Raw genomic sequence first — 25,967 nt, 5'->3', positions numbered from 1 at the left:
ATGGCGCCGCCGCATTTGCGCCCTCAGTTGCAGCAGGGCGTTGAGTCGAGTGCAAAGCCACTGAATCTGACACTATCGCGACTTCATCATGCCCAGTCTTTCCTCATTGCTGGTCGCGCGCGACGCGTACTGCGCGTCCCAGATCGACCACCGACATGGCGTAGAAGAAGCTGCGGTTGTATTGGGTGATGGCGAAGAAATTGTCTGTGCCCAGCCAATATTCGGTAGGGTTCTGACCGTTTTGCAAATCGATCAGGCCGAAACGCATGTCGGCTGGCGGAACCACGCCCGGCACGACGCCGGCGGCCATCAGGTCGTCCAACGAATATTTCGCCTCCAGCCCTTGTCCGATAAATGCCTGCCAGCGGTTTTCGACGCTGGTGTCGGTCGACAATGTCGCCGGGAACACGATCGGCATGCCGGTTTTCCAGCCATGCTCCGCCAGATAGTGGGCGATGCTGCCGATCGCATCGATCGGCGAGTTGCGCAGATCGATCCTGCCATTGCCGTCAAAATCCACGCCATACTGGCGAATGCTGCTTGGCATGAATTGCGCCCAGCCGATGGCGCCGGCATACGAACCGAGCAAGCTGAATGGATCAATGCCTGACTCCCTTGCAAACAGCAGCGTATTTTCCAGCTCGCCGCGGAAGTAAGCCATGCGGGCATCGCGCGTCGGCGTGTTCGGATAGTCGAATGCCAGCGTAGTGATCGCATCCATCACGCGGAAATTGCCGACGTTGCGGCCGTATACAGTTTCAACGCCGACGATGCCGACGATGATTTCAGCCGGCACGCCATATTGCGCCTCTGCCCGATTCAACGCGTCGGCATAGGTGTTCCAGAATTCCACGCCAGCCTGGATACGCACCGGCTCGACAAAGCGCGCACGGTAGGCCGCCCAGTTCTTGGGTTTGCTGGCAGGCGCCGGCTTCATCAGCTGAATTGCGCTGTCAACGTGGCGAATCTTGCTGAACATTGCGACTAGTTCGCCTCTGTCGAAACCGTCTTTCTCCACCATCTGGTCGATGAAGTCCGAGACATCCTTCCATTCGGCGAAATTGACGAATTCGCCGTCGTCGGCGGTGCTGCTGGCTTTGCGCATTTTTGCCGATGGCGACTTGGTTGCGCTGCTTTGTTGCGCCTGCAGGTTGGGGCTGATCGAGATCGCCGCTACGATGGCGCATAGCTGGACGATTTTATGGAGGCCTACGGAAGATTTCATCGACATTGGGAGAGCAGTAGTTTTAGTTTTGCCATTAAAGGCGCTGGCGGAATTGTATCCTTGCCGTCATCGTTGCTGTAATCAGCGCCATAACGCAGGATTTCGTACAAACTCATGAAGCGTTGCACCGCTAGTTTTGCCGTCGGCGACAACGGCGAATCGTTGGCGCACAGGCGGCGTTCGTAGGTGCGCGGCCCCTCATGCTTGTGCCGCGGGAGGCCGCGTCGCGCCATCTGCGCGCATAACGCGGAGTATACCGTATCAAGTGGATTGGCCTTGTTTCGTGCCAGTAGCAAGGGCAGCGTAACCGTACCGGCAGCTACTGCACCGATGGCTAGCATCAGGATCGTCAGGCTGCGCCAATCGAACTCGCCCAAGCCCAACCAGCGCAACAATCCTTGCTGGCGCGCCGGTGTGTAATTGAGAACCCATTGATTCCAGCCATTGCCCAACGCTTCCCAATTGGCGCGTGCAATTGATGCGGCGTCGCTTAATGCCGACCACCAGTTGCTTTTGCCGAGCTCAGGTCCGAGCAGACCGCCGAAGAAGGAATGCGGCAGCACGTTGCTGAGCTGCGTTTCAATCCGGTTTGGTGCGACCGCGGCGGTGGGATCAACGCGCACCCAGCCATGCGGCGGCAGCCACACTTCCGCCCAGGCGTGCGCGTCCGATTGACGCACGGTCATCATGTTGTCGACCGGATTGGTTTCGCCGCCTTGGTAACCAGTGACCACGCGTGCCGGAATGCCGGCGGCGCGCATCAGGAATACGAAGGAACTGGCATAGTGCTCGCAAAACCCGGCACGGCTGGAAAACAGGAAATCGTCGACGCTGTCTCGGCCGAGCAGCGGCGGCTCCAGCGTATAGCTGAAATTTTCATTTCGGAAGAAATGCAAGACGGCGTTGACCAAGGCTCGGTCGCCGAGGGTTCTGGCCCGCAGGTTTACAGCAAACTCCCTGGTGCGCGGATTGTAGTTTTGCGGTAAGGCCAGCGCTTGCTGCAAATCGACTGGATTGATGCGTTCCGATACCACTGGCGCCAGGTTTGAAACGACATCGTAACGAATCCGCTCGCCGATGACACGGGCTGCGCGAATCTGGTGTTCTGGAGTGATGCGGGTCGAGATGCCTGCGAGCGCCGGCGGCGCTTGCGGGGTTTCGAGGGCAAACAGCCAGCGCTGGCCGTTGGGTTCCATCGTGATTTGCTGGCGAACGGATGTCGCCGCATTTGGTGTGGCGGCAGCCTCGTCATTGGTAGTCGCGCGACTCGTCAAGCCCGGGGTCCAGGTCCTGCCGTCAAAATGCGTCAGCACCACGCCGCGCCAGTAGAGCTTGGCGGGAGCTGGCTGCGGGTCGAGGAATTTGACGCGGAAAGCGATGTCATCGGACATGGCAAGTTGCGAGATATTCCCCGGCGCCATGCTATCCGACAAACCGGTGCGGCCGCCATGTGCGTCGCCCGGCAGTCCCCACAGCGGGCCTTGGATACGCGGAAACAGCAAGAACAGGATGAGCGTCAACGGCAGCGCCATGGCCAGTATCATGCCGCCCAGGCGCAGGCGCTGCTTGAGCGGCGGTTGTTTGCCGGTGTATTGGAACGACAGTTGCGTCGTCAGGATCAGCACCAGCGTGGCGATCATCCACAACAGCGACGGCAGCGATTGCGAATAAAAAAAAGTCGTGAGCAGCAGGAAAAAGCTCAGTAGCAGCACCACGAACAGATCGCGCCGGGCGCGCATCTCGAGCAGCTTGAAGGTTAGCAGCAGCACCAGCATCGCGACTCCGGCATCGCGGCCGAGGAGGGTGCGGAAGTCAAGATAGACGCCGCCCATGGATAACGCTGCGAGCGGCAGCAGCAGCCACATCGGCGGCAGGCGCTGGCCGCGCATGGTGATCGCGGCGCGCCACAGCAGCAGGCCGCAGCAGATGGCCGAGGTCCACCAGGACAGGTGCAGAAAATGCGGTAGCAGCACCATGACGCAGGCGCCAAGCAGCAGCAAGGTATCGCTCTTGTCGCGCGGCAGGTTGTGCATGTAAGCGCTGGAGCTGCGAAAAATCTGCGTACTTTCCAACTCTGACTTGAGGTGCTGGACCGGCGTCGTCATGCCACACCTTCATATAGTGCCAGCGCACGCAGGCACGCTTGCCGATGAGCGGGACCGATCGCCGCCTCGTAATGCGTGTCCCCGAGACGAAACGCATAGGGCAACTGGCGCGCTTCCGCTTCCAGTATCCAGCGCGTCATGCGCGACAGCTTCGCTTCGATATCCATGCCGTAGGGCAGGGAGACGTAATCGATCAGCAGATCGCTCACCGCTCCTCCCTCGAATTGCTTGACGATCAGTTTGGCGTCATCGTCCGTATCCAGCCTGGCGATTTGGCGCCAGGCAAAGTGCTTGAGCGAATCGCCGGACTGATAGGTGCGGATGCCGGCGAAATCCTGGTGGCCGGCCGAACCGTTGCCGTCGCTTCTTTCCATGGGCGCCAGCGGCAGTGGCGGCACCGATGCCGACGATTCAGGTTGCGGATAGACCAACGCCCGGCAATCCGGTTGCCAGTAGCTCCAGGCCCGCAACAGACCAAGCGGGAAACGGGTTTGCAGACGAATCCTGGGAGCCGGGCGCCAGCCGCGATCGCTGGTGGTCACCGCCAGCGTTACGTTGCTAGCGGCATGGGCGGCAATATCGACCGGTTGCTCCAGCGCGGGCAAGCCGCGACCAATAAAGCCCAGCCAGATTGCATAGCGAGGGTGTTTGCGGCGATTGATCACGTGCAGCTCGAACAACGCGTCTTCGCCGGAAAACACGGGCGCCACCTTGCCGGCGGACAGATGCAGATAGGCCAGGTTGCGGAACGTGAGGTGCATGTCGATGACTGCGCATGCCGCCAGCAGAAAGGTCAAAGCAAAGCCGAGACTGAGGTTGTAATTGATGGATGCCAGGAACAATAGCACCAGGGTCACGGCAAATGCCAGGCCGGGCCGGCTCGGCACGATGAACACGCGGCGTTGGGTCAGGAAGACCTCCCCCGGTTCAGCTTCGCGCAGCTGAAACAATGACTTGTTCAGCCAATGCCGGATTTTTTTGCGTAGTGAGGTCAGCATAGGGGTAGTCGACCGAGACGATAATGCGCAGCGCCTTAAACCGCAACCGACTTCATCAACTGCAGCACCAGGTCGCGACCGCCAAGCGCGCTGCCGGTGTGCGATTTGAGCGGGCGCAGGCGGTGGGCGGTGACCGGCACCAGCACCGCCTGGACATCTTCCGGAATCACATGGTTACGGCCTTCCAGTGCCGCCCAGGCGCGGGCAGCCTGCAACAATGCAATCGCTGCACGCGGGCTCATGCCTTCGGCAAACAGACCATTCTGGCGCGATGCATGCGCCAGTGCCTGTACGTAGTCGATCAGCTTGCTTGATGTATGGATCTGTTTCAATGACTGCCGGGCTTCGATCAATTCAGCCGGTTGCATCACCGGCGGCATGGATTTCAGCAGGACGCGACGGTCTTCACCCATCAGTAACGCGCGCTCGGCAGCGGCGTCAGGGTAGCCGAGTGAGAGACACATCAGGAAACGGTCGAGTTGCGATTCCGGCAAGGCAAAGGTGCCGACCTGGTGCGCAGGATTTTGAGTGGCGATGACGAAGAATGGATCCGGCAGGTCGCGGGTGATACCTTCCGCCGTGACCTGGCGCTCTTCCATTGCTTCCAGCAGCGCCGATTGCGTTTTCGGTGTGGCCCGATTGATTTCGTCGGCTAGCAGCACTTGCGTGAACACCGGGCCTTGATGAAAGACAAAGCTCGTCTTTTCACGGTCAAACACGGAAATCCCGACTACATCCGCCGGCAGCAGATCGCTGGTGAATTGCAGGCGATTGAAACGCAGCCCAAGCGAAATGGCCAGCGCGTGAGCCAAGGTGGTCTTGCCGACGCCCGGGACATCTTCGATCAGCAAATGGCCGCCTGCCAGCAGGCATACCAGCGCTTGCCGGATTTGATGGTCCTTGCCGACGACAACCTGGTTGACCTGCTTTGCAACTGCGTGGATTTTCGCGAACATGGGCTTTTCTGTTGTTCTGTTGATTGGTGTGACACTGTGGAGAAGAATCATACAAACTTCCCTGAAATTAACCTAGTTCCTTTTTGGAAATGTGAGAAGTTTTAGGAGTAGGCTTGATTTCCGTCAAGAGAAACAACGGAGTAACAGCGCATAGTCTTGGCATCACTCCTTTCTTGGGTACACTATGGATTGGATGTTGGAGACGCAAATGCGATGCCCGGTGTTGATGCCGGGGTACATTTAAGAAAGGCCTTTGGCGAAATCAAGTGACTACTGCTTTCTATACGCATCCCGATTGCAAGCTGCATGAGATGGGATCATGGCATCCGGAATCGCCGGCCAGGCTGCAGGCGATCGAGGACCAATTGATCGCCAGCCGGATTGATCAACTGCTGGACTACCGTAGCGTGCCGTTGGCACAGGAGAGCGATCTGGCGCGGGTGCACAGTGCTGCGATGATTGGGCTGGTCCGGGAGCATAGCCTGGCGCTGACTGGCAAGCCTGGTTGCTATCCGCTGGATGCTGACACCCTGATCAACGGCTACAGCTGGCAGGCGGCATTGCGGGCGGCGGGTGCTGCGTTGGCGGCAACGGATGCCGTGATCAAGGGCGAGATCGACAACGCATTCTGTTCGGTTCGCCCGCCGGGGCACCATGCAACGTCGACCACGTCGATGGGATTTTGCCTGTTCAATAACGTTGCGATAGCGGCGCGCCATGCGCTGGACATGCACGGGCTGGAACGGGTCGCGATAGTCGATTTCGATGTGCATCACGGCAACGGCACCGAGGAGATATTTGCGCAGGATCCGCGGGTGTTGATGGTCAGTTTCTTCCAGCACCCGTTTTACCCATTCAGCGGCGCCGAACCGGCTGGCGGTAATGCTGTCAATGTCCCAGTGCCGGCCTATAGCGACGGCAGCGTGGTGCGCCAGCTGGCGACCGAGAAGTGGCTGCCTGCGCTGGATGCACATCGCCCGCAAATGGTATTCGTCTCAGCCGGATTCGATGCGCACCGGGAAGACGACATGGCGCAGATGGGATTGGTCGAGGCAGATTATGCCTGGCTGACGCGGCAGGTCATGCGCGTAGCCGCCCAGCATGCGGAGGGGCGGATCGTCAGCTGTCTGGAAGGGGGCTACGATCTGTCTGCACTGGGCCGCAGTGTGGTTGCTCATTTGAAAGTATTGGCTGATCTCGAGTGACAGAGAGTGTCCAGAAGCCTGGATGAGGCCCGATGCAGGCTTACGCCAGGCCTTCTTTAGCTACGCGCTTTGCGGTGGAACAGGAATAAGTCCGTACAATAGCGGTTTATTTTCGCCAGACAAGACAACGCATGTCCATACAATGGTTCCCCGGTCACATGAACGCCGCCCGCAAGAAGGCGGCGGAAGCTATGGAGAAGGTCGATCTCGTGATCGAAGTGCTCGATGGGCGTTTGCCGCAAGCCAGTTGCAACCCCATGATCGAGCAGTTGCGCCTGCATCGCCAGCGCCCTTGCCTGAAAATTCTCAACAAGAGTGATCTTGCAGATCCTGTCGCCACCCAGGCCTGGATCAGCTATTACAACGCGCAAAAAAATGTACAAGCGGTTGCCCTGAGCTGCAAGAAGCCGTCCGATGTCGCCAAGATACCGGGTTTGTGCCTGGCGCTGGCGCCGCATCGCGGCACGCCGCTGAAACCGTTGCGCATGATGATCATGGGGATTCCCAACGTCGGCAAGTCGACGTTGATGAACGCCTTGCTCAAGCGCCGCGTCGCGGCTGTCGGCGATGAGCCGGCGGTGACCAAGGTGCAGCAGCGTTTGTACTTGGGTAACAACATGGTGTTGATCGACACGCCTGGCATGCTGTGGCCAAAGATCGCCCATCCGAGCGACGGCTTGATGTTGGCAGCCAGCCATGCAATCGGCAGCAATGCATTGATCGAGGAAGAAGTTGCCACTTTCCTGGCCGATTTGTTGTTGGTCCGTTATGCGCCCCTGCTGGCGGCGCGCTATGGCCTCAAGACCGACGGGATTGACGGCGTGAGCGTGATTGAGGGGGTGGCCACCCGTCGCGGATTCCGTCTCAAGGGCGGTGATCTGGACCTGGAAAAAGCAGCGCACACCCTGTTACAGGATTACCGGACCGGCGCGCTCGGGCGCATCAGTCTGGAAACTCCGCAGACGCGCGCTGCGCTGCTGGCCCGTTATCAGGAAGAGCTGGCGCAAAGACAGGCTGAGGCCGATGCTGCTGCGGCTAGCGACGAAGATCAGGACGACGCAAAGTAAGTCTCCTGCCAAGACGGTTAAAAGCCCGCGAACAACCTCAGGTTGTTGCGGGCTTTTTTCTTGTGCGCAGCGGCGCGAAATTTGACAGCTGATTTGACAGTTGTTCATTGACGGTTTTTCACCAACTCCCTGCAGATTCTTGGCGAATTTTACATTTCCAGCTTGTTGTCGCGCGGTATTCCGATTGTTGTATCGGTGCCATCCTCCAGGAAGGATGGCAGACCTGTATCAATAGCTGTTTTATTGACATCAAACAGTGCTATCTCAAGGCACGCGTTTCTCTCGGATGTCCAAGTCAATCAATAGTTGTCATTTAATCCGTTGATATGCTGGTACCGCAATGTTGTTGTTTTGCAATGTCACAGCCAATTTTCTGTAATTGTAAAATCTCCGGCTTTTACATTCCTTTGTTGTTTGATAATTTTCTTTTGAGAAACATATTTATCATTTCCAGTTGGAAATAGATGCCGTGAGTCATTTGTTTTTTTCGGCCACGAAATTATTTTTTTCAGTTATTTTCGACAAAGTTATTTTCCATTTTGGAAACTATTGATTTTTGATATAAGTTATGGGAATAGCATAAAATTATCAATTTTTACAATGACTTATGAAATGTTTTTGTGTCCGAATGGTCTTTTTTTGTTCAACTTGGCCAAATCTTGTCTTAATTTTCTTTAGTCATATATGATTTTTTCCGTTGTTTATTTGCGACTTACGGGAACTTATTTAGATGACATAAATATAAAATGAAATTAACATTTGGCACATTAGTAAAACGGTGATATTTGACATCCAATGATGTTAAAAAAGTAGCGAATCGCAGGCCGTCATCACACAAACCACGAAAAGCGAATGTGCTGAAATGATAATTTTCAAAGGTTTTGTGCACCGCTTTTTGATAGGCAGGGATCAAATCGTCGGGTAGACAGTTAAAGCATTGCGCGTGGGTCTCATGGTGTTTTTTGAATAAAAAATTGTTTTTTTGTACTGTTTTCTGGAAAGTTGAAACCGAAATATTGCAGATTGCGTATCTGTTTTAGCGGTGGTCATGCTGGGAAAGAGGCGAGAAACAGAAGTCGTTACATCAACAATTGTTACCTAAAGTTAAATATTGTTAATTAAAAAAATTGAGGCAAGAACGGTGAGATTATTCGCCCGGCTTGCAAGACGCTTGAATCCCTAATTTTTGAATCAGGATCTGACGCGAAAACCGAGTAGTTCCGCGCTGTTCCCCTTGATGCGAATTGGCAGGGTTTTTTGCAAATATAAAAACTACATATCAAGGGTGAGCATGAACAAGGCAAATCATGTGGTCTGGCGCGAACAGCCGGTCGGCGCAGGGAAGGGACCTTGCGCCAAATCGAAGCTGGCGCAATCACTTCAAACGGTTGTTCCTGCTCATTTTCCATGTGTTGTCTGGCGTAGGCGCACGACTGGGGCTGCACTGGTCCGGTTGTGCAGCAACCGATGGTCGGTCAGTTATCAGTATGACGCCATAGCAGCAGTCGCTCGATGACGGGTGGTCGTTCCCCCGCTCATCACTGCCCACAGTCTTTCCGTTTTTTGCATTCGTCGTTTCCATGTGATCTCGCTTGCGCGATCAGTCTGATCCCTTGTCGCGAGCCGAACTAATTTTTACATAGAGCCAAACATGAATAAAATTTACCGCACCGTCTACAACGAAGCACTCGGCATTTGGGTTGCCGTCTCCGAGAATACGGCGGCGCGGGGCAAACGCAGCAGCTCGAAGGTGGGAGCGGTGGTGGCTGCAGCGGTGCTTGGCGCGACGACGCTGATGATGTCGGCTGCGCATGCGAGTTATACCGCCGGAGGAGGAAGTGCTGGCAACGGAACTGGTATTGCCATTGGCAGTGTGACCGGCGGCACGGGGCAAGCTGCCGCGGCAAATTCTACGGGCGGTACAGCACTCGGTTCTGGCGCCAACGCTGGCGGTTCGAGTGCAACTGCCATTGGATCAGGTGCCAATGCAAGCGGTTCGAGTGCAGTCGCCATCGGATCGGGGGCGGTCGCAGTCGGTGCAGGGGCCAGTGCCGTCGGGGTTGGGGCAAGCGCAGGCGGCGCTTCTTCTGTCGCATTTGGTAGTGGCGCAAACGCCTCCACTTCCTACAGCATTGCTATTGGTAATAACGCTTCGGCAACAGCTGTTGGCGGCAGTTCAACCGCAATTGGCTCCGGTTCCAAGGCGACCGGAGTTGGCGCCTTTGCATTGGGCGACGATGCCATATCCAGCGGTTCCTCAGCTGTCGCTATTGGCGGTGGATCTGGTACTGGTTCCGGCGGTGCAAATGCGACGGCCGCGATGTCGGTCGCGATCGGGCAGTTATCGAACGTGGCAGTCGCAGCGACCAGTGGCGTTGCCATCGGCACTGGAGCGACTGTAACTAACGCCAACAGCGTGGCGCTTGGCGCCGGCTCGGCAACTACCGTGGGCGCTCAAAGCGGTTACACGGCCTATGGCTTGACGGCGGCACAAAACTCTTTAGGGGAAGTCAACGTCGGTACCCGCACGATCACGGGTGTGGCGCCAGGCGTCAATCAGGGCGACGCCGTCAATGTCGCCCAATTGTCGACCGTTAGTGGCTCCTTGTCGAGTGGCCTGAGTACAACCAACAGCAACGTGACATCGCTATCCACAGGCCTGAGCACGGCCAACAGCACTGTAACGTCGCTGTCGACATCGGCTTCTACTGGTATCACTTCACTGTCGACGGGTCTAAGCACTGCTAATAGCAACATGACCTCGCTGTCGACTTCAACTTCGACCGGTATCAGCACGTCACGAGTTGCGGAAACTTCCTTGTCAACAGGCCTGAGTACAACCAATAGTAACGTCACGTCGCTGTCAACCTCGACTTCGACCGGAATTACTTCCTTGTCGACTTCGGCATCGACCGGCATTACATCGCTGTCGACATCGACATCTACCGGTATCACTTCGTTGTCCACCGGTTTGAGCACCGCCAACAGCAATGTGACCTCGCTGTCTACTTCAACTTCGACCGGCATTAGCACATCGCGGGTTGCAGAAGCTTCACTTTCCACAGGCCTGAGCACGGCCAACAGCAATGTAACGTCGTTGTCGACCTCGGCTTCTACTGGTATCACTTCACTGTCGACTTCGGCGTCGACAGGCATTACCTCGCTGTCGACTGGCCTGAGCACAACCAATAGCAACGTAACTTCGTTGTCGACCTCAGCCTCGACAGGTATTACCTCACTGTCGACTGGTCTGAGCACAACGAACAGCAACGTCACATCGTTGTCGACTTCAGCGTCGACAGGCATTACCTCGCTGTCGACTTCCGCTTCGACAGGTATTACCTCGTTGTCGACTGGCCTGAGCACGATCAACAGCAATGTAACGTCGTTGTCGACCTCGGCCTCCACTGGCATCACTTCGTTGTCGACCGGCTTGAGCACAACGAATAGCAACGTCACGTCGTTGTCGACCTCAGCCTCGACTGGCATCGCTTCGCTATCGACTTCCGCGTCGACCGGCTTGAGCACGACCAACAGCAATGTAACGTCGCTGTCGACGTCGGCTTCGACTGGGATCACTTCGCTGTCGACTTCCGCTTCGACAGGTATTACCTCACTGTCGACTGGGCTGAGCACGGCCAATAGCAACGTCACATCGCTGTCGACGTCGGCTTCCACTGGCATCACTTCGTTGTCGACCGGCTTGAGCACAACGAATAGCAACGTCACGTCGTTGTCGACCTCAGCCTCGACTGGCATCACTTCACTGTCGACTTCTGCCTCGACAGGTATTACCTCGCTGTCAACTGGTCTGAGCACGGCCAATAGCAACGTAACTTCGCTATCGACTTCAACGTCGACCGGTATCAGCACGTCACGGGTTGCGGAAACTTCCTTGTCGACCGGCTTGAGCACAACGAATAGCAACGTCACGTCGTTGTCGACCTCAGCCTCGACTGGCATCGCTTCGCTATCGACTTCCTTGTCGACCGGCTTGAGCACGACCAACAGCAATGTAACGTCGCTGTCGACGTCGGCTTCGACTGGGATCACTTCGCTGTCGACTTCTGCCTCGACAGGCATTACCTCGCTGTCGACTGGCCTGAGCACAGTCAATAGCAACGTGACATCGCTGTCGACGTCGGCTTCGACTGGCATCACTTCGTTGTCGACTTCCGCGTCGACAGGTATTACCTCACTGTCGACTGGTCTGAGCACGGTCAATAGCAACGTGACATCGCTGTCGACATCGGCTTCCACTGGCATCACTTCGTTGTCGACCGGCTTGAGCACAACGAATAGCAACGTCACATCGCTGTCGACCTCAGCCTCGACTGGCATTACTTCGCTATCGACTTCCGCATCGACAGGTATTACCTCATTGTCGACTGGCCTGAGCACGGCCAATAGCAACGTCACATCGCTGTCGACCTCAGCCTCGACTGGCATTACTTCGCTATCGACTTCCGCATCGACAGGTATTACCTCATTGTCGACTGGCCTGAGCACGGCCAATAGCAACGTCACGTCGTTGTCGACCTCAGCCTCGACTGGCATTACTTCGCTATCGACTTCCGCGTCGACCGGCTTGAGCACGACCAACAGCAATGTAACGTCGCTGTCGACGTCGACTTCGACTGGCATTACTTCGCTGTCGACTTCCGCCTCGACAGGTATCACTTCGTTGTCTAGTGGCCTAAGCGCAGCCAATAGCAACGTGACATCGCTGTCGACTTCGGCGTCGACTGGCATTACATCGCTGTCGACTTCGACTTCGACCGGTATTAGCACATCACGGGTTGCAGAAGCTTCTCTGTCGACGGGGCTGAGCACCACCAACGGTAATGTGACATTGTTGTCGACCTCGGCTTCGACAGGGATTGCATCTCTTTCAACGGGGGTGGCCAATTCGGTCCAGTACGACAATTCCGCGCATACCAGCGTTACTTTGGGAGGGGTTGGGGCTGCGGCGCCAGTGACTCTTACAAATGTCGCACCAGGTGTGAATTCAACCGACGCGGTGAATTTTAGTCAGCTTTCGTCTTTGTCGACTTCGTCATCAACTGGATTGAGTACCGCAACGAGCGGTATCAGTTCACTGTCCACTGGTTTAAGTACAACCAACAGTAGCGTCACATCGTTGTCGACATCGGCTTCAACCGGCTTGAGCACAGCAACTAGCGGCATCACTTCGCTGTCCACGGGTTTGAGCACGACTAACAGCAACGTCACGTCGTTGTCGACTTCAGCGTCGACAGGCATTACGTCGCTGTCGACTGGTCTGAGCACAGCAACCAGCGGTATCACTTCACTGTCGACTGGTTTGAGCACAACCAACAGCAACATCACGTCGTTGTCGACTTCAACGTCGACCGGCATTACCTCGCTGTCGACCGGCCTGAGCACGACCGATAGCAATGTAGCTTCGTTGTCGACCTCGACTTCGACTGGCTTGAGCACAGCAACCAGTGGCATTACTTCGTTGTCGACTGGTTTGAGCACGACCAACAGTAACGTAACCTCGTTGTCGACTTCAACCTCGACCGGCTTGAGCGCCGCGACCAGCGGTATCACTTCGTTGTCGACTTCAGCGTCGACGGGCATTACATCGCTGTCGACTGGTCTGAGCACAGCGACCAGCGGCATCACTTCGCTGTCCACGGGTTTGAGTGCGACTAACAGCAACGTCACGTCGTTGTCGACTTCGGCATCGACCGGCATTACCTCGCTGTCGACTGGCCTGAGCACAGCGACCAGCGGCATCACTTCGCTGTCCACGGGTTTGAGTGCGACTAACAGCAACGTCACGTCGTTGTCGACTTCGGCATCGACCGGCATTACCTCGCTGTCGACTGGCCTGAGCACAGCGACCAGCGGTATCACTTCGTTGTCCACGGGTTTGAGCACAACCAACAGTAACGTGACCTCGTTGTCGACTTCAGCGTCGACAGGGCTAAGCGCAGCAACCAGCGGTATCACTTCGTTGTCCACAGGTTTGAGCACAACCAACAGCAACGTCACGTCGTTGTCGACTTCGGCATCGACCGGCATTACCTCGCTGTCGACTGGCCTGAGCACAGCAACCAGCGGTATCACTTCGTTGTCGACAGGACTCAGTACGACCAACAGCAACGTCACGTCGTTGTCGACTTCGGCATCGACGGGCATTACATCGCTGTCGACCGGCCTGAGCACGACAGATAGCAATGTGACTTCGCTGTCAACCTCGACTTCGACCGGCCTGAGCACAGCGACCAGCGGTATCACTTCGTTGTCCACGGGTTTGAGCACGACCAACAGCAACGTGACCTCGTTGTCGACTTCGGCGTCGACAGGAATTACCTCACTGTCGACTGGTCTGAGCACAGCGACCAGCGGTATCACTTCACTGTCAACTGGCTTGAGCACAACCAACAGCAACGTCACGTCGCTGTCGACTTCGGCGTCGACAGGGCTAAGCACAGCGACCAGCGGTATCACTTCGTTGTCCACGGGTTTGAGCACGACCAACAGCAACGTGACCTCGTTGTCGACTTCGGCGTCGACGGGCATTACATCGCTGTCGACTGGCCTGAGCACGACAGATAGCAATGTGGCTTCGTTGTCGACTTCAACCTCGACCGGCCTGAGCACAGCGACCAGCGGTATCACTTCGCTGTCGACGGGTTTGAGCACAACCAACAGTAACGTATCGTCGTTGTCGACTTCGGCGTCGACGGGCATTACCTCGCTGTCGACAGGCCTGAGCACGACCGACAGCAATGTGTCGTCATTGTCGACATCGGCATCGACCGGCTTGAGCACAGCGACCAGCGGTATCACTTCGCTGTCGACTGGCCTGAGCACGACCGATAGCAATGTGGCTTCGTTGTCGACCTCGACTTCGACCGGCCTGAGCACAGCGACCAGCGGTATCACTTCGCTGTCGACAGGCCTGAGCACGACCGACAGCAATGTGTCGTCATTGTCGACTTCGGCATCGACCGGCTTGAGCACAGCGACCAGCGGTATCACTTCGTTGTCCACGGGTTTGAGCACAACCAACAGCAACGTCACGTCGCTGTCGACTTCGGCGTCGACAGGCCTAAGCACGGCAACCAGCGGTATCACTTCGCTGTCGACAGGCCTGAGCACGACGGATAGCAATGTGACTTCGCTATCGACCTCGACTTCGACCGGCCTGAGCACAGCAACCAGCGGTATCACTTCGCTGTCGACTGGCCTGAGCACGACAGATAGCAATGTGTCGTCATTGTCGACCTCGACTTCGACCGGCCTGAGCACAGCGACCAGCGGTATCACTTCGTTGTCCACGGGTTTGAGCACAACCAACAGCAATGTATCGTCGTTGTCGACTTCGGCATCGACCGGCATTACATCGCTGTCGACAGGCCTGAGCACGACCGACAGCAATGTGTCGTCATTGTCGACATCGGCATCGACCGGCTTGAGCACAGCGACCAGCGGTATCACTTCGCTGTCGACTGGCTTGAGCACGACCAACAGTAACGTAACCTCGCTGTCGACTTCGGCATCGACCGGCTTGAGCACAGCGACCAGCGGTATCACTTCGCTGTCGACTGGCTTGAGCACGACCAACAGTAACGTAACCTCGCTGTCGACTTCGGCATCGACCGGCCTGAGCACCGCGACCAGCGGCATCACTTCGCTGTCCACGGGTTTGAGCACGACTAACAGCAACGTCACGTCGCTGTCGACTTCGGCGTCGACGGGCATTACCTCACTGTCGACTGGTCTGAGCACGGTCAATAGCAACGTGACATCGCTGTCGACGTCGGCCTCCACTGGCATCACTTCGTTGTCGACTGGCTTGAGCACAGCAACCAGTGGCATTACTTCGTTGTCCACGGGTTTAAGCACGACTAACAGCAATGTCACGTCGTTGTCGACTTCGGCGTCGACGGGCATTACCTCGCTGTCGACAGGCTTGAGCACGACAGATAGCAATGTGACTTCGCTGTCAACCTCGACTTCGACCGGCCTGAGCACAGCGACCAGCGGTATTACTTCGCTGTCCACGGGTTTGAGCACAACCAACAGCAACGTCACGTCGCTGTCGACTTCGGCGTCGACGGGCATTACATCGCTGTCGACTGGCCTGAGCACGACAGATAGCAATGTGTCGTCATTGTCGACATCGGCATCGACCGGCTTGAGCACAGCGACCAGCGGTATCACTTCGCTGTCGACAGGCCTGAGCACGACCGATAGCAATGTGGCTTCGTTGTCGACCTCGACTTCGACCGGCCTGAGCACAGCGACCAGCGGTATCACTTCGCTGTCGACAGGCCTGAGCACGACCGACAGCAATGTGTCGTCATTGTCGACTTCGGCATCGACCGGCTTGAGCACAGCGACCAGCGGTATCACTTCGCTGTCGACTGGCTTGAGCACGACCAACAGTAACGTAACCTCGCTGTCGACTTCGACTTCGACCGGCCTGAGCACAGCGACCAGCGGCATCACTTCGTTGTCCACGGGTTTGAGCACGACTAACAGCAACGTCACGTCGTTGTCGACCTCGACTTCGACCGGCCTGAGCACCGCGACCAGCGGTATCACTTCGCTGTCGACTGGCTTGAGCACAATCAACAGTAACGTAACCTCGCTGTCGACTTCGGCATCGACGGGCATTACATCGCTGTCGACAGGCCTGAGCACGACAGATAGCAATGTGACTTCGCTGTCGACTTCGGCATCGACCGGCATTACCTCGCTGTCGACTGGTCTGAGCACAGCGACCAGCGGTATCACTTCGTTGTCCACGGGTTTGAGCACGACTAACAGCAACGTCACGTCGTTGTCGACTTCAGCGTCGACCGGCATTACATCGCTGTCGACAGGCCTGAGCACGACCGATAGCAATGTGGCTTCGTTGTCGACCTCGACTTCGACCGGCCTGAGCACAGCGACCAGCGGTATCACTTCGTTGTCCACGGGTTTGAGCACAACCAACAGCAATGTATCGTCGTTGTCGACTTCGGCATCGACCGGCATTACATCGCTGTCGACAGGCCTGAGCACGACCGACAGCAATGTGTCGTCATTGTCGACATCGGCATCGACCGGCTTGAGCACAGCGACCAGCGGTATCACTTCGCTGTCGACTGGCTTGAGCACGACCAACAGTAACGTAACCTCGCTGTCGACTTCGGCATCGACCGGCCTGAGCACCGCGACCAGCGGCATCACTTCGCTGTCCACGGGTTTGAGCACGACTAACAGCAACGTCACGTCGCTGTCGACTTCGGCGTCGACGGGCATTACATCGCTGTCGACAGGCCTGAGCACGACCGATAGCAATGTAGCTTCGTTGTCGACCTCGACTTCGACAGGCCTGAGCACAGCGACCAGCGGTATCACTTCACTGTCAACTGGCTTGAGCACAACCAACAGTAACGTAACCTCGCTGTCGACTTCGGCATCGACCGGCCTGAGCACAGCGACCAGCGGTATCACTTCGTTGTCCACGGGTTTGAGCACAACCAACAGCAACGTCACGTCGCTGTCGACTTCGGCGTCGACAGGCCTAAGCACGGCAACCAGCGGTATCACTTCGCTGTCGACAGGCCTGAGCACGACGGATAGCAATGTGACTTCGCTATCGACCTCGACTTCGACCGGCCTGAGCACAGCAACCAGCGGTATCACTTCGCTGTCGACTGGCTTGAGCACAACCAACAGCAACGTAACCTCGTTGTCGACTTCGGCGTCGACGGGCATTACATCGCTGTCGACAGGCCTGAGCACGACAGATAGCAATGTGGCTTCGCTGTCGACTTCGACTTCAACCGGCCTGAGCACAGCGACCAGCGGTATCACTTCGCTGTCGACGGGCTTGAGCACGACTAACAGCAATGTCGCGTCGTTGTCGACTTCAACCTCGACCGGCTTGAGCACCGCGACCAGCGGCATTACTTCGCTGTCAACCGGCTTGAGCACCGTCACCAGTAACGTAACATCGTTGTCGACTGGTTTGAGTACAGCCACCAGCGGCATCACTTCCTTGTCGACCGGTCTGAGCACAACCAACAGCAACGTGAGTTCGTTGTCGACCAGCGTTTCCAATCTGCAGGGTTCGGGTGTGGCGAATTACTTCAAGGCCGACGGTGCAATGAACGGTACTGATGATGCAACGGTAGCGCCTGGTACGCGTTCGGTGGCGATCGGCGCGAATGCCAACGCGACTGGCCTGAATTCGGTGGCGTTGGGTGCGGGGTCGACTGACGGCGGGCTCAATAACGTGGTGTCGGTTGGTTCTGCCGGCAACGAGCGCCGTATTGTTAATGTCGCGGCAGGCATACAGAATACCGATGCGGTCAACGTCAGCCAGTTGAATTCGTTGTCGACCGCGACCTCGACCGGCCTCAACTCGTTGTCGACCGGCTTGTCATCGACCAATAGCAACGTCTCGTCGCTGTCGACCTCGACTTCAACCGGCTTGAGCTCGGCAAACAGCGGCATCAATTCGTTGTCGACCGGTCTTTCGACCAGCGTATCGAGCGTCGGTTCGTTGTCGACCGGGCTGTCGGGCACCAACAGCAATGTATCGTCGCTGTCGACCTCAACCTCGACCGGCATTTCTTCGCTGTCGACCGGCATCTCGTCATTGTCGACCGGTCTGAGCCAGGTTACATCGTTGTCCTCCGGCTTGAGCAACATCACCAACGGCACCAACTCGCTGTCGACGTCGCTGACATCGCTGGTGGACGCTTCCAAGAATGCGACTGCAAATGGCGCGACATTGGGCGGCACCACGATCGGCGCCTCCAACGGCGACGGTACGGTGCAGACCCGTGGCACCAGCGGCACGGCGATCAACAACGTCGTGGCGGCGACCTGTACCAGCGTCAGCGGTGTGGATTCGACCGGCAGCGGCTTGTGCGCGCAGGCGACCAAGGATGGCGCAACCGCGATTGGCTCGAACGCACAGGCAACCGATACCAATACCACCGCTGTCGGCTTCCGCGCCTTGGCTTCGCAAGCTGGTTCGGTGGCGATCGGCTACAACGCCCGGGCGACCGGCGATCCAACTGTGGCCATTGGTAACAATGCGCTGGCGTCCGGTAACGACGCGGTAGCGATGGGCGCAGGCGCGCAAGCGACGGCGAACAACTCGGTGGCATTGGGTGCGTACTCTGTGGCGAACCAGGCCAATACCGTGTCGGTGGGTTCAACCGGCAGCGAACGCCGCATCACCAATGTGGCCGCCGGTATCAACCCGACTGATGCTGTGAATGTCTCGCAGTTGAACAACGTGCAGAACCAGATCGGCAATATCCAGCGTATCGCTTATTCGGGTATCGCGATGAGCATGGCGATGAATGGCGCGGTGATGCCGCCTCTAGATGCCGGCGAGAAGGGCGTTGGCGTCGGTATCGGCTCTTACCAGGGTTATGCTGCATTGGCCTTGCAGTTCAAGGCCATCAGCAAGACCGGTAATAGCGCCTGGGGAGCGGGTGTCAGTTCGACGGGTAATAACACCGGCTTCAGCGTTGGTTACGGTTTCAAATGGAAGTAAGCAGTTTGTTCCCGGTCTGAGCACATAGCTCGAGATCTGGATTCAAATATAGACGCCACGGCTTCGAAAGAATGCCGTGGCGTTTTTTTTTTGCGCGATGACGATGAGAGCTATCGGGACGAAAAAAAGCCCGCGCCGTATTCCACGGCGCGGGCTTCTTTATTTTTGTATCTGCGATTTACCAGGCAGGAATCACCGAGCTCTTGAATTGCGTCACCACGTATTGTTTGACTTCAGGGCTATGGTAAGCCTTGATCAACTTGGCGACCCAAGGCTTGTCCTTGTCGGCGATGCGGACCGCGATCACATTGGCGTAGGGGCCTTTGGCGCCTTCGATGGCGATGCCGTCCTTGGTTGGGTCGAGGCCGGCCGATTCTGCGTAGTTGCCGTTGATGGCAGCAGCATCCAGGTCATCCAGCGAGCGCGGCAGTTGCGCCGCATCGATTTCAACGATCTTCAGTTTTTTCGGATTGTCGGTGATGTCCAGTGGCGTCGCTTTCAGGCCGGCGTCGGCCTTGAGCTTCAGCAAGCCTTGTGCTTGCAACAGCAACAGCGCGCGGCCGCCGTTGGTTGGGTCGTTGGGCACACCGATGCGAGCGCCATTCTTCAGGTCCTTGAGCGATTTGACTTTCTTCGAATACACGCCCATCGGGAAAGTGATGGTGTAGCCGACATTGACCAGCTTGTAGCCGCGATCCTTGATTTGCGCTTCCAGGTAAGGCAGATGCTGGTAGCTGTTGGCATCCAGGTCGCCGGCAGCCAACGCTGCGTTGGGCTGCACGTAATCGCTGAATTCGACGATCTGGATATTCAGACCATCCTTGGCGGCGACTTTCTTGACCACTTCGAGGATCTGCGCATGTGGCCCGCCGGTGGCGCCGATCTTGATCGGCTTGTCCTGCGTGAAAGCAGGGGCGGCCGCACCCAGGCTGGCGATGACGCTCAGGCCGGCGAAAAGATTCACTAATTGACGACGATTCATTATCTACCTTTCAAAAATCACGACGGGTCCGATGCGAACCCAAAAATATCAACGATGGCTCAGGCGTCGTACCAGCACGTCGCCCAGCGTCTGTACCAACTGCACGAAAACAATCAGGATCAGCACCACCAGCAGCATCACTTCCGGCAGGAAGCGTTGATAGCCATAGCGGATGCCCAAGTCGCCGAGGCCGCCGCCGCCGATGGCGCCGGCCATCGCCGAGTAGCCAACGAGGCTGACGAAGGTGATTGTCAGGCCGGCGACGATGCCGGCAAATGCTTCCGGCACCAATACCTTGTAGACGATTTGCCAGGTGGTGGCGCCCATCGCCTGCGCTGCCTCAATCAGGCCACGCTCGACTTCGCGCAGCGCCGTTTCCACCAGGCGCGCAATGAACGGCGCCGAAGCGATCGTCAGCGGCACGATGGCGGCTGCGGTACCGATCGAGGTGCCGACAAAGAAACGGGTAAACGGAATCACCGCCACCAGCAGGATGATGAACGGCGTCGAACGCACCGCATTGACGATCAGGCCGGCGATGCGATTGAAAATCGGATGCGGCAGGATGCCGTCGCGGCCGGTCAGGTGCAGCGCAATCCCGAGCGGCACGCCGAGCAGGGCGCCGAGAATGCCGGAGATGCCGACCATCATCAAGGTTTCGCCGAACGACGATAAAAACAGATCAAGCATTTCAGATGACATGGTTCAGTTCCTCTACAGTGACGCCCTGGGCCGTCAGGTAAGCCATGGCGGCCTGGATGTTTTCACTGGTGCCGTTGGCGAGAATCGCCAGCGAACCAAAAGCCTGTCCCTGTATTTCATCGATCTGGCCATGCAGGATGTTGAAGTCCAGATCGAACTTGCGCACTGCTTCCGATAGCAAAGGCTGATCCACGCCGGAGCCGGTAAAAGCAAAGCGGAACAGATGGTCGGTGCCGCTGCCTGCATCGCTTTGGGCCAACCGTGCGCGCAGTCGCTGCAGTACGCCTTGCGGCAGTTCCTGGGCAATCACGTCGCCGATCAGGGCGCGCGTTACTTCGTGCTTGGGCGAGCGGAACAATTCCAGTACTTCGCCTTGTTCGATGACTTCGCCGCTTTCCATGACCGCCATACGGTCGCAGATCATCTTGATTACTTCCATCTGGTGCGTGATCAGGACGATGGTCAGGCCCAGTTCACGATTGATCTTGCGCAGCAGTTCCAGGATCGAACGCGTGGTTTCGGGATCGAGAGCCGAGGTCGCTTCATCGGACAGCAATACTTTCGGCTCATTGGCCAAGGCCCGGGCGATGCCGACGCGTTGTTTCTGGCCGCCGCTGATTTGCGCCGGATAGCTGTCCTTCAGCGCCGTCAAGCCGACCAGTTCCAGCAGCGGCGTGACTTTTTCTGCGATAGCGCTTTTCGACAAACCCGCCAGTTCCAGCGGCAGCGCGATGTTGTCGTACACAGTGCGCGACGACAGCAGGTTGAAGTGCTGGAAAATCATGCCGATTTCGCGCCGCGCTGTACGCAGCTGCTCGGCGTTCAGCGCTGTCATGTCCTTGCCGTCGACGATGATGTTGCCGGAAGTAGGGCGGTTCAACAGGTTGAGGGTACGCACTAGCGTGCTCTTGCCGGCGCCGCTGCGGCCGATGATGCCGAAGATTTCGCCCTTGCGTATCGTCAGGTTGACGTTGCGGACTGCATCAACCGGGCCGCGTGCGCCATTGAAACGCTGGGTAACTGCTTTGATTTCTATCATTTCAGAATGAAAAAAGGCAGCTGATTGCATAAACTTCAACAATCTCGCCGCCGTTATGTATTTTTAGTAGGTGCTTATTTTATAAGCGTTTGATACGCATGGGAAGGAACATTTAGACATGCTTTTATTACTTTTTTGCATATCCAATTGCTGATCTTCTTTTAATTGTTATCAAATGTGGCTAAATGGAGGCTGTTCACATCTGAATCAAATTTGCTCATACAGATTACCAATACACTGACCGCACCCGAGATTTAAATAGGGTCAGAGTCGATTTTTTTGGCCGATAAAAATTCGACTCTGACCCCATTTAAGGAGTTGTGGAGCACGGTATAAAAATCCCCAGTTCTTTCTTTGATTGCCGTCAAAAGGGGGCAGAGTAGCTCGCCGCGCTTCGGCGGCTTACAAACTCTGTCCCCTATTGACTCCGTTGACTTGAATTGATTTTTTGCCAAAGCAAAAAAGCCTGCGATGGATAACCATCGCAGGCTTTTCGAAGCATGACAACAAATGCTTTGCAGGACCGGAATGTTCCAGTCCTTCAAAATTACATCATGCCGTCCATACCGCCCATGCCGCCCATGCCGCCCATACCGCCTGGCATGCCGCCAGCCGACTTGTCTTCTGGCAGTTCAGCGATCATTGCGTCGGTAGTCAGGATCAGACCGGCAACCGAAGCGGCGTTTTGCAATGCCGAACGGGTAACCTTGGCTGGATCCAGAACGCCCAGTTCAACCAGGTCGCCGTAGGTGCCGTTGGCAGCGTTGTAACCGTAGTTGCCCTTGCCAGCCAATACCGCGTTGATCACAACCGATGGCTCGTCGCCAGCGTTGAATACGATTTGACGCAGTGGCTCTTCGATCGCGCGCAGCACGATCTTGATGCCGGCTTCCTGGTCGGCGTTGTCGCCTTTCAGGTCCTTGACGTTGGCACGTGCGCGCAGGAATGCAACGCCGCCGCCTGGCACAACGCCTTCTTCCACTGCTGCACGAGTAGCGTGCAGAGCATCTTCAACGCGTGCTTTCTTTTCTTTCATTTCAACTTCAGTTGCAGCACCAACGCGGATCAGCGCAACGCCGCCGGCCAGCTTGGCAACGCGTTCTTGCAGTTTTTCACGGTCGTAGTCCGAAGTCGCTTCTTCGATCTGCGCACGGATTTGCTTGACGCGTGCTTCGATAGTGATGGCTTCGCCGGCACCGTCGATGATGGTGGTGTTTTCCTTGCTGATTTCGATACGCTTGGCTTGGCCCAGTTCAGCCAGAGTGGCTTTTTCCAGAGTCAGGCCGACTTCTTCAGCGATCACTTGACCACCGGTCAGGATAGCGATGTCTTCCAGCATGGCTTTACGACGGTCGCCGAAGCCTGGCGCCTTGACAGCTGCAGTCTTCAGGATGCCGCGGATGTTGTTCACAACCAGGGTAGCCAGTGCTTCGCCTTCGACGTCTTCTGCAATGATCAGCAGTGGACGGCCGGACTTGGCGACTTGTTCCAGGATCGGCAGCAGGTCACGGATGTTCGATACTTTCTTGTCGAACAGCAGGACGAACGGGTTTTCCAGGGCAACAACTTGTTTCTCTTGGTTGTTGATGAAGTATGGCGACAGGTAGCCGCGGTCGAATTGCATGCCCTCGACGATGTCCAGTTCGTTTTCCAACGACTTGCCATCTTCAACAGTGATCACGCCTTCTTTGCCGACCTTGTCCATTGCCTTGGCAATGATTTCACCGATGTCGGTGTCGGAGTTAGCGGAGATCGAACCAACTTGGGCGATTTCCTTGCTAGTTGTGGTTGGCTTCGACAGAGTCTTGATTTCAGCAACGATGGCGACAACAGCTTTGTCGATACCGCGCTTCAGATCTGTCGGGTTGAAACCGGCGGCAACGTACTTGAAGCCTTCGCGAACGATAGCTTGTGCCAGCACGGTAGCGGTAGTGGTACCGTCACCAGCGTTGTCGGAAGTCTTGGAAGCAACTTCTTTCACGAGCTGCGCGCCCATGTTTTCCAGCTTGTCTTTCAGTTCGATTTCTTTAGCAACCGAAACACCGTCCTTGGTCACGGTTGGGGCGCCGAAGCTACGCTCCAGAACCACGTTACGGCCCTTAGGACCCAGAGTTACCTTGACTGCGTTAGCCAGAACGTTAACGCCGTTGACGATCTTGGCGCGTGCATCATCGCCGAAAATTACTTGTTTTGCTGCCATGTTTTATTCTCCTGAATACGTTGAATTCAATTGTGTAGTGTACGGAGCTGATCAGAAGCGCCAGGCGCCGGCTGATCAGAGAATCCCGGTTTGACCGGAATTACTTGCCTTCGACTACGGCAAACAGGTCTTCTTCGCGCATTACCAGCAGCTCATTGCCGTCGATCTTGACAGCCTGGCCCGAGTATTTGCCGAACAGAACGCGATCGCCAACCTTGACTGCCAAGGCACGGACATTGCCGTTTTCCAGAATCTTGCCGTTACCTACGGCCAGAACTTCACCTTGATCCGGCTTTTCGGCAGCCGCTTCCGGCAGCACGATACCCGATGCAGTTTTAGTTTCTTGGTCGAGACGCTTGACGATGACGCGATCGTGCAAAGGACGAAGATTCATATGTGACTCCTTTAGATTCAACAGGTTATTTGTATTTGCAGCAACATCGCAGCAAAGTGAACTGACCGCTCTGCTTTGCTGTATATAGATGCGCCGCACAGTGACTAGGTCGGGGAGATTGTTAGCACTCTCTCCTAACGAGTGCTAAGTATAGGGACGCTCTGTCGATTTTTCAAGCCGACTTGCAAAACTAATGTGGGAATCGTCTAAATTGTCGGATTTCGTTTAACTCTGAACTTTGGTCATCTAACTCTGAACTATTCCTATGGCAGCATTGCCGTCTAGGGCGAATTTCCTCTATGGAGAAAGAGGGCCGCAGCCACTGCTCTTCACGTGAATATCAGCGAAATAAATGAGGAATGATTAATTTTATATTAAGTATTATTTGAAGCTATTATTGCTTTTGGTTGTTTATTGGCAATGATTGGAGCCCGAGGAAGTTATTTTTATTTCTGAAAGAGTAGTACAAATTTCAGCGCGGCTTAACTTGGCTGTCTCTCAGCAGTCTCATGCTACCGACGGTGGGGAGCGGAAGAGTCGCGAATTGCACTACGTGAGCGATCGGTGCTCGGAGGAGCAGTTGGATCCATGCCGTTCGCTCGACTTTGCGCGTACATCTTCGCGAAACCCTGCTTAAGGATTTCGTTGACCTCACGTGCGTGATGAGTGACTGGATGCGTGTTGCGACAGGCAGCAAACGACTTTGCTGTCATTCGGATTTCCCGACAGCAGACGTTGGTAACAGCTACCTACATCTTTTTTTTCAGTAACCATCCGGCAATGTCGCAAAGGACAACCCCACTCCAACTTCATCTAGCTGCTGCTGAGCGGCTCTTAAGAAAATAGCGGCGGATTCATTCGGTTTGTATTTGCAGAAAATACTTATTCGAATTGCGCGGCCTTCTGCTTGCGGAATAGATTCGAGCAATTGACCGCTTTGAATGAAATCTAGATACTTGCCGATTTTTCTTTCGAGAAAGCGAAAATGCTCAGGTTCATTATGCCAAGGTAAATGGTCTGAAATCGTAAGCACGACTTCGCCACTGTCCTTAGCAATACCCGCTGCATCAATAACGCCGGCGTTCTCTACAGTCATAATGAGTGTCCAATAGATTATGAATATTGAAGGGCCACCTTGCCAATGGCCTATTCTGGCCGTATGCAGCACTCTGCGCATCCAATTTCAGATTTCAAATCGAGTCGTCAGTTCTTTAAAATCTTCTGCTATACGTGTCGCATACTTCGACTCCATGCCAATTAACGGTAGCATGAAGACAGCTCCGGTAGCATCAAATGCTAGCACTTCGCCACCTCCGTTCCCACCAAAAGCAACGAAGCCTGGAGCGTACATCTCAATTTCAATATCAGCATTGTTTTTGGTGAGTTCTTCAAGGGGCCATAGCGCAACGTAACCCGGTTCCGTTTCATCACGAGTCAATCCCTCAAATGCCCCCTTGGTTCGCACGTAATTGATGTATTCGTTTGGAATGCTAGGCATCATGTCTATCCTAGGAAATATACTTTTCAGTCAATGACCGGATTTGGCCGGACT

General features: G+C 55.9%; 14 protein-coding genes. 3 read left to right on the top strand and 11 right to left on the bottom strand.

Annotated elements, in window-relative coordinates:
- Positions 1–103: 103 nt before the first annotated feature.
- The 4 genes from mltB to CAter10_RS17750 are packed head-to-tail and all read right to left on the bottom strand — an operon-like array spanning position 104 to position 5,284.
- On the bottom strand, positions 104–1,231 hold the full coding sequence (gene mltB / locus CAter10_RS17765; RefSeq protein WP_061534463.1) for a lytic murein transglycosylase B: 1,128 nt from the start codon (positions 1,229–1,231) through the stop codon (positions 104–106).
- Positions 1,222–3,330, bottom strand: a complete 2,109-nt coding sequence (locus tag CAter10_RS17760; RefSeq protein ID WP_061534462.1) for a transglutaminase TgpA family protein — start codon at positions 3,328–3,330, stop codon at positions 1,222–1,224. The genes mltB and CAter10_RS17760 overlap by 10 nt, the downstream gene beginning before the upstream one ends.
- A complete protein-coding gene (locus CAter10_RS17755; protein ID WP_061534461.1) occupies positions 3,327–4,328 on the bottom strand; it encodes a DUF58 domain-containing protein in 1,002 nt (333 codons plus the stop codon). The genes CAter10_RS17760 and CAter10_RS17755 overlap by 4 nt, the downstream gene beginning before the upstream one ends.
- A gap of 35 nt (positions 4,329–4,363) precedes the next feature.
- Positions 4,364–5,284: an AAA family ATPase gene (locus CAter10_RS17750; RefSeq protein ID WP_061534460.1), complete on the bottom strand. Its 921-nt coding sequence runs from the start codon at positions 5,282–5,284 to the stop codon at positions 4,364–4,366.
- 266 nt (positions 5,285–5,550) lie between these two features.
- On the opposite strand from CAter10_RS17750, the gene CAter10_RS17745 reads away from it, so the two are divergent.
- From CAter10_RS17745 to CAter10_RS24630, 3 genes are all read left to right on the top strand, one after another.
- A complete protein-coding gene (locus CAter10_RS17745) occupies positions 5,551–6,489 on the top strand; it encodes a histone deacetylase family protein (RefSeq protein ID WP_061534459.1) in 939 nt (312 codons plus the stop codon).
- Between the two features lie 131 nt (positions 6,490–6,620).
- Entirely contained in the window at positions 6,621–7,556 is a 936-nt protein-coding gene (gene ylqF, locus CAter10_RS17740; RefSeq protein WP_082797979.1) for a ribosome biogenesis GTPase YlqF, read from the top strand.
- A gap of 1,651 nt (positions 7,557–9,207) precedes the next feature.
- Positions 9,208–19,098 carry an ESPR-type extended signal peptide-containing protein gene (locus CAter10_RS24630; protein ID WP_128083219.1) on the top strand — a complete coding sequence of 3,297 codons (9,891 nt, stop codon included), beginning with the start codon at positions 9,208–9,210 and terminating at the stop codon, positions 19,096–19,098.
- Between the two features lie 178 nt (positions 19,099–19,276).
- Here the strand turns inward: CAter10_RS24630 and CAter10_RS17715 are convergent, their stop codons facing one another.
- The 7 genes from CAter10_RS17715 to CAter10_RS17685 all read right to left on the bottom strand — a co-directional run bounded on the left by CAter10_RS17715 (position 19,277) and on the right by CAter10_RS17685 (position 25,913).
- A complete protein-coding gene (locus tag CAter10_RS17715; RefSeq protein WP_061534454.1) occupies positions 19,277–20,080 on the bottom strand; it encodes a MetQ/NlpA family ABC transporter substrate-binding protein in 804 nt (267 codons plus the stop codon).
- A gap of 48 nt (positions 20,081–20,128) precedes the next feature.
- Entirely contained in the window at positions 20,129–20,782 is a 654-nt protein-coding gene (locus CAter10_RS17710) for a methionine ABC transporter permease (protein ID WP_061534453.1), read from the bottom strand.
- Complete coding sequence (locus CAter10_RS17705; RefSeq protein ID WP_061534452.1) at positions 20,772–21,821, bottom strand: methionine ABC transporter ATP-binding protein; 1,050 nt, start codon at positions 21,819–21,821, stop codon at positions 20,772–20,774. The genes CAter10_RS17710 and CAter10_RS17705 overlap by 11 nt, the downstream gene beginning before the upstream one ends.
- Before the next feature lie 547 nt (positions 21,822–22,368).
- The gene (groL, locus tag CAter10_RS17700) at positions 22,369–24,021 is read right to left on the bottom strand and encodes a chaperonin GroEL (RefSeq protein WP_061534451.1); all 1,653 of its coding nucleotides are present in this window, start codon (positions 24,019–24,021) and stop codon (positions 22,369–22,371) included.
- A gap of 100 nt (positions 24,022–24,121) precedes the next feature.
- Entirely contained in the window at positions 24,122–24,415 is a 294-nt protein-coding gene (gene groES / locus CAter10_RS17695) for a co-chaperone GroES (protein WP_061534450.1), read from the bottom strand.
- A gap of 763 nt (positions 24,416–25,178) precedes the next feature.
- Positions 25,179–25,511, bottom strand: a complete 333-nt coding sequence (locus CAter10_RS17690; protein WP_128083139.1) for a DUF6572 domain-containing protein — start codon at positions 25,509–25,511, stop codon at positions 25,179–25,181.
- Between the two features lie 87 nt (positions 25,512–25,598).
- Complete coding sequence (locus CAter10_RS17685; protein ID WP_128083138.1) at positions 25,599–25,913, bottom strand: SMI1/KNR4 family protein; 315 nt, start codon at positions 25,911–25,913, stop codon at positions 25,599–25,601.
- Positions 25,914–25,967: the final 54 nt, after the last annotated feature.

The sequence above is a fragment of the Collimonas arenae genome, from assembly GCF_001584165.1.
Lineage (GTDB): Bacteria > Pseudomonadota > Gammaproteobacteria > Burkholderiales > Burkholderiaceae_D > Collimonas > Collimonas arenae.
This window is presented reverse-complemented; position numbering and strand designations above follow the sequence as displayed.